This window comes from Ectopseudomonas toyotomiensis, assembly GCF_900115695.1.
Taxonomy (GTDB): domain Bacteria; phylum Pseudomonadota; class Gammaproteobacteria; order Pseudomonadales; family Pseudomonadaceae; genus Aquipseudomonas; species Aquipseudomonas toyotomiensis.
Map to the genome: position 1 here is coordinate 199,132 of NZ_FOXK01000002.1, position 13,561 is coordinate 212,692.

Consider the following 13,561-nt stretch of genomic DNA (forward strand, 5'->3'; position numbering starts at 1 on the left):
CAGCGGCCCATCTTCAAAGCTCTTGGGTGGCCAGTTGTACGCGGTTGCGACCTTCGGCCTTGGCTCGGTACATGGCGGCATCGGCCAGGCGAATCAGCAGGGTGGCATCGTCGGCGCCGCGGCTCAGGGCGATGCCGATGCTGGCGCCGACGCGTACGGCACGATCTTCCAGGTACATTGGCGTGTCCAGCCCCTCCAGCAGACGTTTGGCCAGGTCGTGCGCATCTTCGGCTGATTGCACGCTCTCGCAGATCACCACGAACTCGTCACCGCCAAGGCGCGCAGGCAGATCGGTATCGCGCACGTATTGCCGCAGGCGCTGCGCTACTTCGGCCAGTACCAGATCGCCGTAGCCATGGCCGTGCTGGTCGTTGATCGGCTTGAAACCGTCCAGGTCGATCAGCATCACGGCGAGCAATTCGTTGCGGCGTTGGCTGCGCGCCAGTGCCTGCTCCAGGTGTTGCTGCAGCGCGGTGCGGTTGGCCAGGCCGGTCAGTGGGTCCTGCAGGGCCAGCTCACTGAGGCGCTGATTGGCCTGTTCCAGAGCCTGGGTGCGTTCGGTGACGCGCTTGGCGAGGATCTGCTCGTTGAGCTGCAGCGCGGCTTCGCGTTGGCGCTTGAGTTCGTTGAAGCGTGCCGCCAGGGCGAAGGACAGCAGGATCATCTCCAGTCCCGAGCCGATCTGCATGGCGTACAGGGTAAGGAAGTTCGACGGAATCAGGGCGAAGTTGCGTAGCGCCAGCAACACCGCGCCGGTCAGTAGCATTAGCCAGGCCAGGGCGAACAGGCGAGCACCGGGCACCCGGTAGCCGATGCAGACGAAGCTGGTCAGCAGCAGCGTCAGGGTGGCGATCAGGCCGGTCAGCGACATCAGCTGCAGCGCGCGCTGCAGTGGCAGCAGCACACTGGCCAAGACGGCCAACCCGATGGCGATGGACAGCATCAGCAGGCCCTTGTCCCAGCGTGGCAGCCACTGGCGGGTGTCGAGAAAGCTGCGCGCAAAAACCACCGACAGCAGCGCCGCCGTCGTCAGGCTGACCGGCAGCATGCGGTTGCTCCAGGGCGCGGCTTCGGACCACAGATACTGCGCACCAAGACCATTGAGCGACAGCACGCTGAGGGCGAACGCGAACATGAACAGCACGTAGTTGAGGAAAGGCCGCTCGCGCAGGGCGAGAAACAGCAGCAGGTTGTACAGCCCCAGGGCGATCAGCACGCCGAAGTAGATGGCATGCACCAGGTAGCCGTTCTGGCTGTGCTGCTCGAAATCGCGCGAAGACATCAGTGCGCCGCTGAGGGTCATGCTGCCGCGCGAGTCGACGCGCAGGTACAGCGTGCGCTGCTCGCCGGGCTGCAGAGTGATCTCGAATACCGGGTTGCGATGGCCGACGCTGCGCTGCGCGTAGGGCACGGTGTCGCCGCTGCGCGACTCACGCACGCCATCGGCGCCGATGTCGTACAGACGCACCTCGTCCAGTGAGGCGTAATTCAGTTCCAGGCGCCAGACGCGTGTTTGCTGGGCATCCGATTGCAGCGCCAGGCGCAGCCAGATCACCCCCGGCACGTAGCCGAAGCTGAGGTCACGGCGGTTCAGCGAGGGCTGGAAAGGGGCATCGACAGCGCGAACGTCGTCCAGGCTCAGGGCGCTCTGGGGATCGGCGAGAAAGTCGACCAGGCCGTAGAGATCCTGTGCTGCGCTGCTGTCACCCAGGCGCGTGCTGGCGAGGGTGACTTGGCTGACCAAAAGCAGGCTGCACACCAGCAGCAGACCCGGCAACGAGACCAGGTAGGCGAGGGTGGTGTGTCGGTTGGCTGGCATGGGCAAGGCCTGGGAGCTAGGCGTCGTCAGATAGTGGCAGAAAGCCCCATGAGCCTGCTAGTGGCGATCCTTCTGCAGATGCGCGGCCAAGGTGCGCAGTGGCGCCAGCTGGCGGCAGATCAGTGCGAGTTGCGTCTGCACCAGACGTTGGCGTTCGTCGACGTCGTCGGCAATCTGCTCCAGGCTTTGCGCCAGTGCCTGTTCTTCATCGCTGTGTATGGCCAGCGGCTGCTCGCCGCGCAGGCCGGTGGCGATTTCATCGAGGCTGCTCGCCAGCGCTTCGGCCTGTTCCAGCAATTGTGCCTGGGCCGCCTGCGGCAATTGCTCGCCACGATGGGCGCCGAGTCCGGAGAGATAGCTGAGCAGGGTGTGCGACAGCACCAGAAAGCGAAAGCCAAGGTCGGCGTCCTTACGGAAGTGGCCAGGCTCCATCAGCATGTTGCCGAGGGTGGTGGACAGTGCCGCGTCGGCGTTGTGCGCGTTGCGTCGAGCCAGGCGGTAGCCGAGGTCGTCACGCTTGCCGTGTGCGTACTGGGCGATGATCTGCCGCAGGTAGGCGCTGTTGCAGCTCAGTGTGCTGGCCAACATGCGCCCCAGGCGTCGACCCTGCCAGTCCGGCAGGATCAGGAACACCGCCAGCCCGGCCAGCATGCCGCCGAGCAGGGTGTCGACCAGGCGCGGCAGGAACAGGCCGTAGCCATCGCCGATCTGGTTGAAGCAGAACAGTACCAGCAGGGTGATCGCCGCCGTGGCCAGGGTGTAGCGGGTGCTGCGTGTGGCGAAGAAGGCGACGCCAGCCACCACGGCGAACAGGGCCTGGATGCTTGGATCGGGGAACAGGTCGATCAATGCCCAGCCCAACCCCAAGCCGATCAGGGTACCGACGATGCGCTGCACCAGTTTGAGACGCGTAGCGCCGTAGTTCGGCTGACAGACGAACAGGGTGGTCAGCAGAATCCAGTAGCCCTGGGTCGGATGAATCAGGTGCAGCAGGCCGTAACCGGCGGCCAGAGCAATCGACAGGCGCAGCGCGTGGCGGAACAGCAGCGAGGTGGGAGTCAGTTGCTGGCCGATGCGTTCGATGACCTCGCGCAACGAATGCGGTTCGCGATCCAGCAGGCTGCTGTCCTGCTCATCGGCCAGGGCGTCAGGGTTGCTGGCGTTACCGAGCAGCAGGTCGAGACTGGCGAGGTTGCCGGCCAGGGCGCCGAGCGAGCGCAGCAGGCGGCGCCAGGCCGGGTTGCTTTGCAGGTGCAGGTGGTCGAGCGAGGCATGCAGGTCTTCCAGGGCCTGGCTGCACAGCTCGCGGTACTCGAACGGCTGGCGCAACTCGATGGCGCTGCCCAGGCGCTGGCAGGCTTCGCCGTGCAGGCGCAGCAGGCGTTGGCAGCGAAACAGCACATCACTGTGGAAGAAGGCTTCGGCCAGTTCGTTGTAAGGGTAGTGCGATGAGCTGGCGCGTTCGTGAATGTCCTGGGCGAGGAAGTACAGTTTCAGGTAGCGATTGACCTTCGGGGCCGGCCGACCGCCACCGACCCGGTGCAGGATGATCTCCTTGGCCGCGTTGAGTGCGGAGACGACGCGGCCATTCTGCTGGGCCAACTCCAGGCGGCGTTGCGCCACATCCAGCTGGCGCACGGGTTCGAACAGCGCTGCCTTGAGTTTGAGGTACTTGCCCAGTTCGCGAAACAGCCGGGCCAGGGCGAGTTGTACCGGCTGATGGGCGAAAAGAGCGTGCCAGATCACCGAGAGCAGGCCGTACCAGGCGGCACCGGCCACCAGCAGCAGCGGCTCCAGCCACAGGCCGGCGACGCCGCCGCGCTGCTCGACGCCGATCATGCTGTACACCGCGAGGATCAGGGTGCCGGAACCCAGGGTGGCGAAGCGCTCACCGAGTGCGCCGAGCATGGTCAGGCAGAAGGCGGAAAAGGCCAGGGCGATGACGAACAACCAGGGATAGGGGAAGAGAAACTCCACCGCATAGGCCGCCGCGCTGAAGCAGGCCAGGGTAGCCAGCACCGCGCCGAGGCGGCCTTGCCAGCTGTCGTCGGTCTCGGTCAGGGCGCTGGCGATGATACCGAGAAACAGTGGGATCAGCCCATGCATCCAGCCCTGCCACCAGCACAGCGCCAGGGCTCCGGCCAGGGCGATGAATACCCGCAGGCTGGCGCTGAACTTGTCCAGTGCCCAGAGGCGGCGCAGTGATTGGCGAAGGCGAGGTCGGGGCATAGGGAGTCTGGTCGAAAAAGATCTGAGCAGCCTACCGGAACTGGCCGGTCACTGGGTATCTGTCTGCCGGCAATCTGTTCGGTCTAGCCCCTTTCACGATTTCGTCGTCCGTCTCGGATAAATCTGCTCCTGCAGCGAGCAGCTGCTGGCGCACCCGTACATCCCCTGTAGCACATCCGCCAGCCCTGTCGCGGGACCCACTGGGGGCATGGACTATGCTCAACAAAGGCCCTCCGCCACCTGTCCGGTATCACTGCGGGGCCTGGGAGTCGAACGTGTTGCCTGGCTGGTTGCGTCTGTGTCTGTGTGCCCTGATCCTCTGCGGTTCGGTGGGGGCGATTGCGGCGCCGGGCGCGGTGGTGCGCTTGCAGGTGGACGGGGTGATTGGCCCGGCCAGTGCCGACTATCTCGTACGTGGCCTGGCCAAGGCGGTGGACGAGGGCGCGCAACTGGTGCTGATCGAGATCGACACGCCCGGCGGCCTGGATAGCTCCATGCGCGCGATCATCAAGGCGATTCTTGCCAGCCCGATCCCTGTGGCCAGTTATGTCGCCCCGGGCGGTGCGCGGGCGGCCAGCGCCGGCACCTACATCCTCTATGCCAGCCATGTCGCTGCCATGGCGCCGGGGACCAACCTCGGTGCCGCCACGCCGGTGGCCATCGGCATGCCGGGCTCGCCGAGCAAACCAGAGGGGGCTGACAAGGGCGAGACGGACAAGCCCGCGCAAGGCGAAAAGGGCTCGAGCGATGCCATGACCGCCAAGCAGGTCAATGACGCTGCCGCCTACATTCGTGGCCTGGCCAACATGCGCGGGCGCAATGCCGAGTGGGCCGAGCAGGCGGTGCGCGAGGCCGTCAGCCTGTCCGCCGAAGAGGCCCTGGAGCAGAAGGTGATCGACTATCTGGCCAGGGACCTGAGCGACCTGCTGCGCCAGCTGGACGGCAAGACCCTGCCAGCTGCAGGCGTCGAAGTCACCCTGGCTACCGCCGGTGCGCCGCTGATCAGCCATGCGCCGGACTGGCGTACCCGGCTGCTGGCGGTGATCACCAACCCCAGCGTGGCGCTGATTCTGATGATGATCGGTGTCTACGGCCTGTTCTTCGAGTTCTCCAATCCCGGCAGCGGCGTCGGCGGAGTGCTCGGTGGCATCAGTCTGGTGCTCGCGCTCTACGCCCTGCAACTGCTACCGGTGAACTATGCGGGGGTGGCGTTGATCCTGCTCGGCATTGCCTTCATCACCGCCGAAGCCTTCCTGCCCAGCTTCGGTGTGCTCGGTATCGGTGGGGTGGTGGCGTTCGTCTTCGGCGGACTGATCCTGATCGACACCGACGTGCCGGGCTTCGGCATCCCGCTGGCGCTGATCTTCACCCTGGCGCTGATCAGCGCGGCGGCGATCCTGGCCATCGTCAGCATGGCATTGCGGGCCAGGCGGCGTCAGCAGGTGGCCGGTGGCAGCACTCTGGTGGGCAGCCTGGTAGCGGTCGCTGCGGTACGTGACGACGATCCGCGCGCCGGTTGGGTAGCGCTGCAGGGCGAACGCTGGCAGGTGCAGGGCGCCTCGCCGTTACGGCCCGGGCAGCAGGTACGAGTCACGGCGCGCGACGGCGTGCATCTGCGGGTCAGCGCGGTGGATGAACCACCGCCCCAAGGAGGTCACTGATGGGTTTCGAATTGAGTTTTCTTTCACTGGCGATCATCGTCCTGGCACTGCTCGTCTCGTCGTTTCGCATCCTGCGCGAATATGAACGTGGCGTGGTGTTCCAGCTCGGCCGCTTCTGGCGGGTCAAGGGCCCGGGGCTGATCCTGATCATCCCCGGCTTGCAGCAGATGGTGCGGGTGGACCTGCGCACCATCGTGCTCGACGTACCACCGCAGGACGTGATCTCCCGCGACAACGTCTCGGTCAAGGTCAACGCGGTGATCTACTTCCGCGTGCTCGATCCAGAGAACGCCATCATCCAGGTCGAGGACTACATGGTCGCCACCAGCCAACTGGCGCAGACCACATTGCGTGCGGTGCTCGGCAAGCACGACCTCGATCAGATGCTCGCCGAGCGCGAACAGCTCAATTCCGATATCCAGCAGGTGCTGGACGCGCAGACCGACGCCTGGGGCATCAAGGTCGCCAACGTCGAGATCAAGCATGTCGACATCAACGAGTCGATGGTGCGCGCCATCGCCCGTCAGGCCGAGGCCGAGCGTGAGCGGCGCGCCAAGGTGATTCACGCCGAAGGCGAGCTGCAGGCCTCGGAGAAGCTGATGCAGGCCGCCGAGATACTCGGCCGGCAGAGCGGCGCCATGCAGCTGCGCTACATGCAGACGCTGAGCCATATCGCCAGTGACAAGAGCTCGACCATCGTCTTTCCGCTACCGGTGGAGTTGTTGCGCGGCATCGTCGACCTGAAGGAGCCCAAGGCTTGAATTTAGAACTGATCGGTTCTAAATTGCGCGCATGACGACACGTGGACGCCCCAAGAGCTTCTGCCCGGACCGGGCCCTGGAAAACGCCATGCAGCTGTTCTGGCAACGCGGTTATGAAGCCGCGTCGCTGCAGGACCTGCAGGCGGCCACCGGGCTGTCCAAGAGCAGCCTGTATCAAACCTACCCGAGCAAGCAGGCCTGGTTCGTCGCGGCCTTCAGCCGCTACGTAGCGCAGCGCCGAGCCTTGTTGCTGGAGCAGCTTGACGCCAGCACCTCGCCGCTGGCTTTCATCCGCGAGCGCCTGCTCAGTGTGCTCGAAGATGATGGCCCTGACGGCGTGCCGCGTGGCTGCATGCTGGTCAACGTGGCCAATGAGTTCTCCTTGTCGGAGCCGGCGCTGGTGCCGGTTCTGCGGCAAGCCACGGCAGGTATCTGCCAGGTCTTCGAACAGGCGCTCGAACGCGCCGTGGCCTGCGGGGAGTTGAGCAACGGCAGGGACCTCGCCGCCCGCGCCAGTTATCTGCAATGTGTGATGAGCGGGCTGCGTACTCAGGTGAAATCCGCGGTGCCGGCGGATTCGATCCGCGCCACCGTTACAGTGGTGATGACCAGCCTGGACTGCACCTGAGCAGTCCGGCGCTGGGTTTTGTTCGCTTGATTCTGGACTGATCGGTTTTTAATGGGGGTGATATGCGGGAATTGTTCGAGTTATGCGGCGCCGATCCTGAGCTGGTGTTCTCGCCTTACTGCTGGCGCGTACGTCTGGCGTTGGCGCACAAGGGACTGGACTGGCAGAGCCGGCCGACACGTTTCACTGACAAGGAGTTGATCGCTTTTTCCGGACAGAAGCTGGTGCCGGTGCTGATCGACGAAGGTGAAACGGTGCATGACAGCCTGGCGATCTTTGCTTACCTCGATCAGCGTTATCCACAACGTCCATTGCTCGGTGGCGCGCTGGCTGCCGAGCGCGCCCGCCTGGTCGAGCGCCTGAGCTTTCATATGGTGCGTGTGCCGCTGTTGAAGATGCTGATCCCGCGGGTCTGGCAGGTGATCGACCCGGCTGACCGCGAGTATTTCCGCAGCAGCCGGGAGAAGGCGCTGGGTATGAGTCTGGAGGCGTTCGCCGATCCGCAGGGCGGTGAGCGCTTGTTCCGTGAAGGCGTGGCGCCGCTGGAAATGTGGCTGCGTGATCAGCCCTTCCTCGAAGGCCAGGCCTCTGGCGGTTGTGACTACCTGCTGGCTGGCATGTTGTTCTGGGCCTGGTGCCTGGGCGCGCAACCCTGGGCCGAGGATTCGGCGCTGGGCGCCTGGTTCGCGCGCATCCTGCAGACGTATGAAGCGACTCACGGCCCGGTCAAGCGGGCCGCGATCCACCTGGAGGAAAACCAATGATCGACCTGTACTACTGGACCACGCCCAACGGCCACAAGATCAGCATCTTTCTCGAGGAAGCCGGGCTGGACTATCGCATCGTCCCGGTGCATATCGGCAAGGGCGAGCAGTTCGCGCCGGCGTTTCTCCAGATCGCGCCGAACAACCGCATTCCCGCTATCGTCGATCGAGCGCCGGCCGATGGTGGCGAGCCCATCGCCCTGTTCGAGTCCGGGGCGATTCTCGAGTACCTGGCCGACAAGAGCGGGCAGTTCCTGCCGCGCGAGACACGCGCGCGTTTCACCGTGTTGCAGTGGCTGTACTGGCAGATGGGGGGCGTTGGCCCGATGGCGGGGCAGAACCACCACTTCGTGCGCTACGCACCGGAGCCGATTCCGTATGCCATCGATCGCTACGTAAAGGAAACCGCGCGCCTCTACGGCGTGCTGGACCGCCAGCTGGCCGGGCGCGACTACGTGGCGGGCGAGTATTCCATCGCCGACATGGCCATCTACCCCTGGGCCAAACTGTGGAAGATGCAGCAACAGAAACTGGAGGACTTCCCCAACATGGCCGCCTGGCTCGAACGCATCGATGCACGCCCTGCGGTACAGCGTGCCTACGCGCTGGTAGAACAGGTGAACGCCGATCCGCAGGCCTTGCTCACCGCAGAGGCGCGGCGCCTGCTGTTCGGGCAGTGACGGACGGACGAAATTTCTCGTGGATTTTCCTGTGAGCTGGCTCACGCTTTCCTAGACTTCAGACTGTTGGCCCGCAATGGTTGGAGATGGTTATGCGAATCGGCGTACCCAAGGAAATCAAGAACCACGAGTACCGAGTCGGCCTCACGCCACAGTCGGTGGCCGAGCTTACGGCGCTCGGCCATGAGGTCTGGATCGAGACCCATGCCGGTGCCGCTGTCGGTTTCGCCGACGAGGATTACCTCGAGGCGGGCGCGCAGATCGCCAGCAGTTCGTCCGAGGTGTTCCAGCAGGGGCAGTTGATCGTCAAGGTCAAGGAGCCTCTGGCGGTGGAGCGCGCCAGGTTGCGAGCCCACCACACGCTGTTCACCTACCTGCACCTGGCGCCGGATCGGGCGCAGACCGAAGAGCTGATGGCCGGCGGTGCCACTTGCATCGCCTACGAGACGGTGACCGATGCGCAGGGGCGCCTGCCTTTGTTGGCGCCGATGTCGGAAGTGGCCGGGCGCATGTCGATCCAGGCCGGCGCCGGCTGTCTGGAAAAGGCCCGTGGCGGGCGTGGCGTATTGCTGGGTGGTGTACCAGGCGTGGCACCGGGCAAGGTGGTGATTCTCGGCGGCGGCGTGGTCGGCAGTCATGCCCTGGCCATGGCGGTCGGCCTCGGTGCCGATGTCACGGTGTTGGACAAGAGCGTCGACGCGCTACGCCGGCTCGATGCCCAGTACGGCAATCGCATCACCACGCTCTACTCCACTCGCGCAGCGGTGCGTGAGCAGGTGTTGGCGGCCGATCTGGTGATTGGCGGGGTGCTGATTCCCGGAGCTGCCGCGCCCAAGCTGATCACTGCGGACATGGTGCGGCAGATGAAGGCCGGCGCAGTGTTGGTGGATGTTGCCATCGACCAGGGCGGATGCGCCGAGACTTCCCGCGCAACCACCCATGCCGAGCCCACCTATGTGGTCGATGATGTGGTGCACTATTGCGTGGCCAACATGCCCGGCGCGGTGGCACGCACCTCGACCCTGGCGCTGAACAACGCGACCCTGCCGTTCGTCGTGGCGCTCGCCCAGAAGGGCACACGCCGCGCCTTGCAGGATGACCTGCATCTGCTGAATGGGCTCAACGTGGCCAGGGGCGTGATCACCTGCGGCAGCGTGGCCGAGGCCCACGGCCTGCCCTTTCAATCGGCCGCCGGGGTGCTGGAACATCTGTCGTAGGGCGTCGCGCTACGGAGGAAAGAGACCATGTCCAGCCGTCGTCATCTCCTCTTCGCCGCTGGCGGCGCGTTGCTGGTCAGCCCGGCACTGGCGCTGGCCGAGCGGTTGCTGACGCCACGCCAGACGTTGGGCCCCTTCTACCCCGACCAACTGCCGCTGGACCGCGACAACGATCTGGTGCGAGTCGACGGCCAGGCCGCAGAGGCGCGCGGCATTCGCGTGCAACTGCACGGCTCGATCCTCGATGCGGGCGGGCGGCCACTGGCGGGAGCGCTGGTGGAAATCTGGCAAGTGGATGCCAACGGTATCTATCTGCACAGTCGCGGCGGTGACCGCCAGAGGCTCGACCCCGGGTTCCAGGGGTATGGTCGTTTCACCACGGCGGCCGATGGGCGCTACCGTTTTCGCACCATCCGCCCGGTGCCCTATCCCGGCCGCACCCCGCATATCCATCTGGCGGTGACCCTGCCCGGCATACCGCGTTTCGCCACGCAGTGTTATGTGCACGGCGAGCCGCTGAATCAGCGCGATGGCCTGCTCAACGCGATCCGCGACCCACGCTTGCGCGAACTGCTGGTCGTGCCCTTCGTGCCGGTGAGCGGGCAGAGCGACGAGCAGGTCGCTCGCTTCGATGTGGTGCTCGGCATCACCCCGAGCTCCTGAATGATGGATTACAACGGCCAGATCCACAGCAGCATGGGCACACTGATCAGCACCACGAGGATTTCCAGTGGCAGGCCCAGGCGCCAATAGTCGCCGAAGCGGAAACCACCCGGGCTGAGGATCAGGGTGTTGTTCTGGTGGCCAATGGGCGTGAGGAACGAGCAGGAGGCGCCGATGGCGACGGCCATCAGCAGCGAGTCCGGGCTGACGCCGAGCTGGCTGGCGGCGCTCAGCGCGATGGGGCACATCACCGCTGCAGTCGCCGCGTTGTTCATGAAATCCGACAGGGTCATGGTCACCACCAGCAACAGGGTCAGGGTGATGATGGCGTTGCCTTGCGCCAGGTTCTCCATCAGCAGGCGTGCCAGCAGATCGGCTGCACCCGTGGCGGACATCGCACCGGCCACCGGAATCAGAGCCCCGAGCAACACGATCACTGGCCAGTCGATGGACTCGTAGACGGCGCGCAGCGGCACCAGACGCAGCAGCATGTAGGCCAGTACGCCGCTGGCGAAGGCGATCGCAGCCGAGAGCAGGCCGAAGGCGGCTGCTGCGATGGCCAGCAGCATGATGCCGAGCGCGAGGTTGGCCTGCTGCGGATCGGGAATGTTGATGGCGCGTGCGGCCAGCGGCACGCAGTCATAGTCGCTGGCGAACTCGCCGATATCCTCGGCGCTGCCCTGCATCAGCAGCACATCACCGCTCTGGATCAGGGTCGAGCGCAGGCGTTTGATCGAGCGATGGCTCTGTCTGGAGATAGCCAGCAGGTTGATGGAGTAGCGGCTGCGCAAACGCGTGCTGCTGGCGGAACGACCAATCAGCGAAGAGTCGGGTTTGACCAGCAGTTCCTGCATGGCGCGGTCTTCGTCATTGTTGGCTTTCTTCTCGGTTTCACCTTCCTTGTCCTCTTTCTGTTCGGCCTCCTTGGCTTCGCGCTCGGCCTCCAGCAACAGGTCCAGCTGGCCGAGCACTTCGCCCAACTCCTGCGGGTCGGCCTCGATCACCAGTACGTCATCGGCCTGCAGAACGCGCCGCGGGTTGGGCGCAGTCAGGCGCAGCTTGTTGCGCACCATGGCCACCACCTGGGCGTCGGCCTCGTCGAGCAACTGCTCGATTTCGCGCAGGGTCTTGCCCTGGGCCTTGCCACCTTCCTTGACCCGCGCCTCGGTCAGGTAATGGCCGGTGTCGAAGCTGGCGGCGTTACCTACTTCGCGCTTGGGAACCAGACGCCAGCCGAGCAGGGTGATGAACAGCACGCCGGCCAGTGCCACGGCGACACCGACCGGACTGAAGTCGAACATGGCGAAGGGACCGCTGCCATGCTGGGCGCGAAAACTGGAGACGATCAGGTTCGGCGGTGTACCGATCAGCGTGGTCATGCCGCCGAGGATGGTGCCGAAGGCCAGCGGCATCAGCACGCGCCCTGGCGGCAGCTCCAGGCGTGCAGAAATCTGCAGGGCGATGGGCATCAGCAGGGCGAGGGCGCCGACGTTGTTCATGAATGCCGAGAGCAGCGCGCCCAGGCCGGTCAGTGCGGCGATGGACAGCAGTACGCCAGCGCCGCTGGGCAGCAGTCGTTGGGCCAGTCGGCTGACCGCCCCCGTGCGCTGCAAACCATGGCTGAGCACCAGTACGCAGGCGACGGTGATCACCGCTGGGTGACCGAAACCTGCAAAGGCCTCGCGCTCGGGCACCAGGCCAACGATCACGCACGCCAACAGCGCGCCCAGCGCTACCACGTCATGGCGCCAGCGGCCCCAGATGAACAAGCCCATGCTGGCAACGAGAATGACGAAAATCAGGCCTTGTTCGAGAGTCATGAAGCGGCGTCGTCCCTGTGATTGCAGCGTTATATCTGCTGTTCATAGCAGAGTCTGCGCCGCGTCGGCAGTTCCCGCTGCACCGTCAAATGGGGCGCAATATTTTAGCCTCAGACGTATTGCGCGGCGGCGTAGCCCGACGCCCAGGCCCACTGGAAGTTGAAGCCGCCCAGGTGGCCGGTGACGTCGAGCACTTCGCCGATGAAATACAACCCCGGTACCTTGAGCGATTCCAGGGTTTTGGATGACACCTCGTTGGTATTCACCCCGCCCAGGGTCACTTCCGCCGTGCGGTAGCCTTCGGTGCCGGCCGGCACCAGTTGCCAGTCGGACAGGTGCTCGGCAATCGTCTTGAGCTCGCCGGGCGTGTACTGCTTCAGCGGCTTGTTGCTGAACCAGCTGTCGACCAGCAGGGTCGCCATCTTCTTGGTGAACAGTTCGGCCAGCAGAGTTTTCAGCTCGCTGTTGCCCCGCTCGCGCTGTTGGGTGGCGAGCCAATCGGGCAGATCGATATGCGGCAGCAGGTCGATATGTACGGTATCGCCAGGTTGCCAGTAGGACGAGATCTGCAGGATCGCCGGGCCAGACAGGCCACGGTGGGTAAAGAGGATGTTCTCGACGAAACTCTGGCCATTGCAGCTCACCCGGCAGTCCTCCACCGAGGTGCCGGAAAGCTCCGTGCACAGCGTCTTGAGCTGCGGGTCGGTGATGGTGAAAGGCACCAACCCGGCGCGGGTCGGCAGCAATTCGTGACCGAATTGCCTGGCTACCTGATAGCCGAAGCCGGTGGCGCCGAGGGTCGGAATCGACAGCCCGCCGGTGGCGATCACCAGTGACTGGCAGGCCACTTCGCCGAGGTCGCTTTGCAGCAGGAAACCGCCTGCGGTTTTTTCGATGCTGTGCACTGCCGTGTCCAGGCGAATCTGTGCCCCGGCCTCGGCACATTCGGCCAGTAGCAATTCGAGGATGTCGCTGGACTTGTTATCGCAGAACAGCTGGCCAAGCTTCTTCTCGTGGTAGGGCACGCCGTGCTTGGCCACCAGGCCGATGAAGTCCCACTGGGTGAAACGCGCCAGGGCGGACTTGCAGAAGTGCGGGTTGCCGGAAAGGAAGTTGTTCGGCTCGCAGTACAGGTTGGTGAAGTTGCAGCGCCCACCACCGGACATGAGGATCTTCTTGCCGGCCTTGTTGGCATGGTCGAGCACCAGCACGCGGCGGCCACGGGCTGCGGCGGTGGCTGCGCACATCAGGCCGGCGGCGCCTGCGCCGATGATCAGTACGTCGGTTTGCAACACGAAATGTCCTCAGGTGAATCGCTG

General features: G+C 64.8%; 11 protein-coding genes. 7 read left to right on the top strand and 4 right to left on the bottom strand.

Annotated elements, in window-relative coordinates:
* Positions 1-13: 13 nt before the first annotated feature.
* Together BM186_RS04150 and yccS are read right to left on the bottom strand one after the other, a co-directional pair.
* Positions 14-1,819 carry a diguanylate cyclase gene (locus BM186_RS04150; protein ID WP_072423425.1) on the bottom strand — a complete coding sequence of 602 codons (1,806 nt, stop codon included), beginning with the start codon at positions 1,817-1,819 and terminating at the stop codon, positions 14-16.
* 57 nt (positions 1,820-1,876) lie between these two features.
* Entirely contained in the window at positions 1,877-4,048 is a 2,172-nt protein-coding gene (gene yccS, locus BM186_RS04155) for a YccS family putative transporter (RefSeq protein WP_074913629.1), read from the bottom strand.
* 215 nt (positions 4,049-4,263) lie between these two features.
* On the opposite strand from yccS, the gene BM186_RS04160 reads away from it, so the two are divergent.
* The 7 genes from BM186_RS04160 (at position 4,264) to BM186_RS04190 (ending at position 10,422) form a co-directional block, all read left to right on the top strand.
* A complete protein-coding gene (locus BM186_RS04160) occupies positions 4,264-5,709 on the top strand; it encodes an NfeD family protein (RefSeq protein ID WP_394327880.1) in 1,446 nt (481 codons plus the stop codon).
* Positions 5,709-6,470 carry a slipin family protein gene (locus tag BM186_RS04165; RefSeq protein WP_072423423.1) on the top strand — a complete coding sequence of 254 codons (762 nt, stop codon included), beginning with the start codon at positions 5,709-5,711 and terminating at the stop codon, positions 6,468-6,470. The genes BM186_RS04160 and BM186_RS04165 overlap by 1 nt, the downstream gene beginning before the upstream one ends.
* Positions 6,471-6,558: 88 nt before the next feature.
* On the top strand, positions 6,559-7,098 hold the full coding sequence (locus BM186_RS04170) for a TetR/AcrR family transcriptional regulator (protein ID WP_079784835.1): 540 nt from the start codon (positions 6,559-6,561) through the stop codon (positions 7,096-7,098).
* A 62-nt stretch (positions 7,099-7,160) separates the two neighbouring features.
* The gene (locus BM186_RS04175) at positions 7,161-7,862 is read left to right on the top strand and encodes a glutathione S-transferase family protein (RefSeq protein WP_074913631.1); all 702 of its coding nucleotides are present in this window, start codon (positions 7,161-7,163) and stop codon (positions 7,860-7,862) included.
* Positions 7,859-8,542, top strand: coding sequence for a glutathione S-transferase N-terminal domain-containing protein (locus BM186_RS04180; protein ID WP_074913632.1), 684 nt, complete (start codon positions 7,859-7,861; stop codon positions 8,540-8,542). The genes BM186_RS04175 and BM186_RS04180 overlap by 4 nt, the downstream gene beginning before the upstream one ends.
* A 92-nt stretch (positions 8,543-8,634) precedes the next feature.
* Positions 8,635-9,759 (top strand): alanine dehydrogenase, encoded by a 1,125-nt coding sequence (gene ald, locus BM186_RS04185; RefSeq protein ID WP_017678476.1) that lies wholly within the window; start codon positions 8,635-8,637, stop codon positions 9,757-9,759.
* Between the two features lie 27 nt (positions 9,760-9,786).
* Positions 9,787-10,422: a dioxygenase family protein gene (locus BM186_RS04190; RefSeq protein ID WP_074913633.1), complete on the top strand. Its 636-nt coding sequence runs from the start codon at positions 9,787-9,789 to the stop codon at positions 10,420-10,422.
* Between the two features lie 8 nt (positions 10,423-10,430).
* On the opposite strand, the gene BM186_RS04195 is transcribed toward BM186_RS04190, so the two are convergent.
* A complete protein-coding gene (locus BM186_RS04195; RefSeq protein WP_074913634.1) occupies positions 10,431-12,242 on the bottom strand; it encodes an SLC13 family permease in 1,812 nt (603 codons plus the stop codon).
* A 110-nt stretch (positions 12,243-12,352) separates the two neighbouring features.
* Positions 12,353-13,537, bottom strand: coding sequence for a BaiN/RdsA family NAD(P)/FAD-dependent oxidoreductase (locus tag BM186_RS04200; RefSeq protein WP_074913635.1), 1,185 nt, complete (start codon positions 13,535-13,537; stop codon positions 12,353-12,355).
* Between the last annotated feature and the right edge of the window lie 24 nt (positions 13,538-13,561).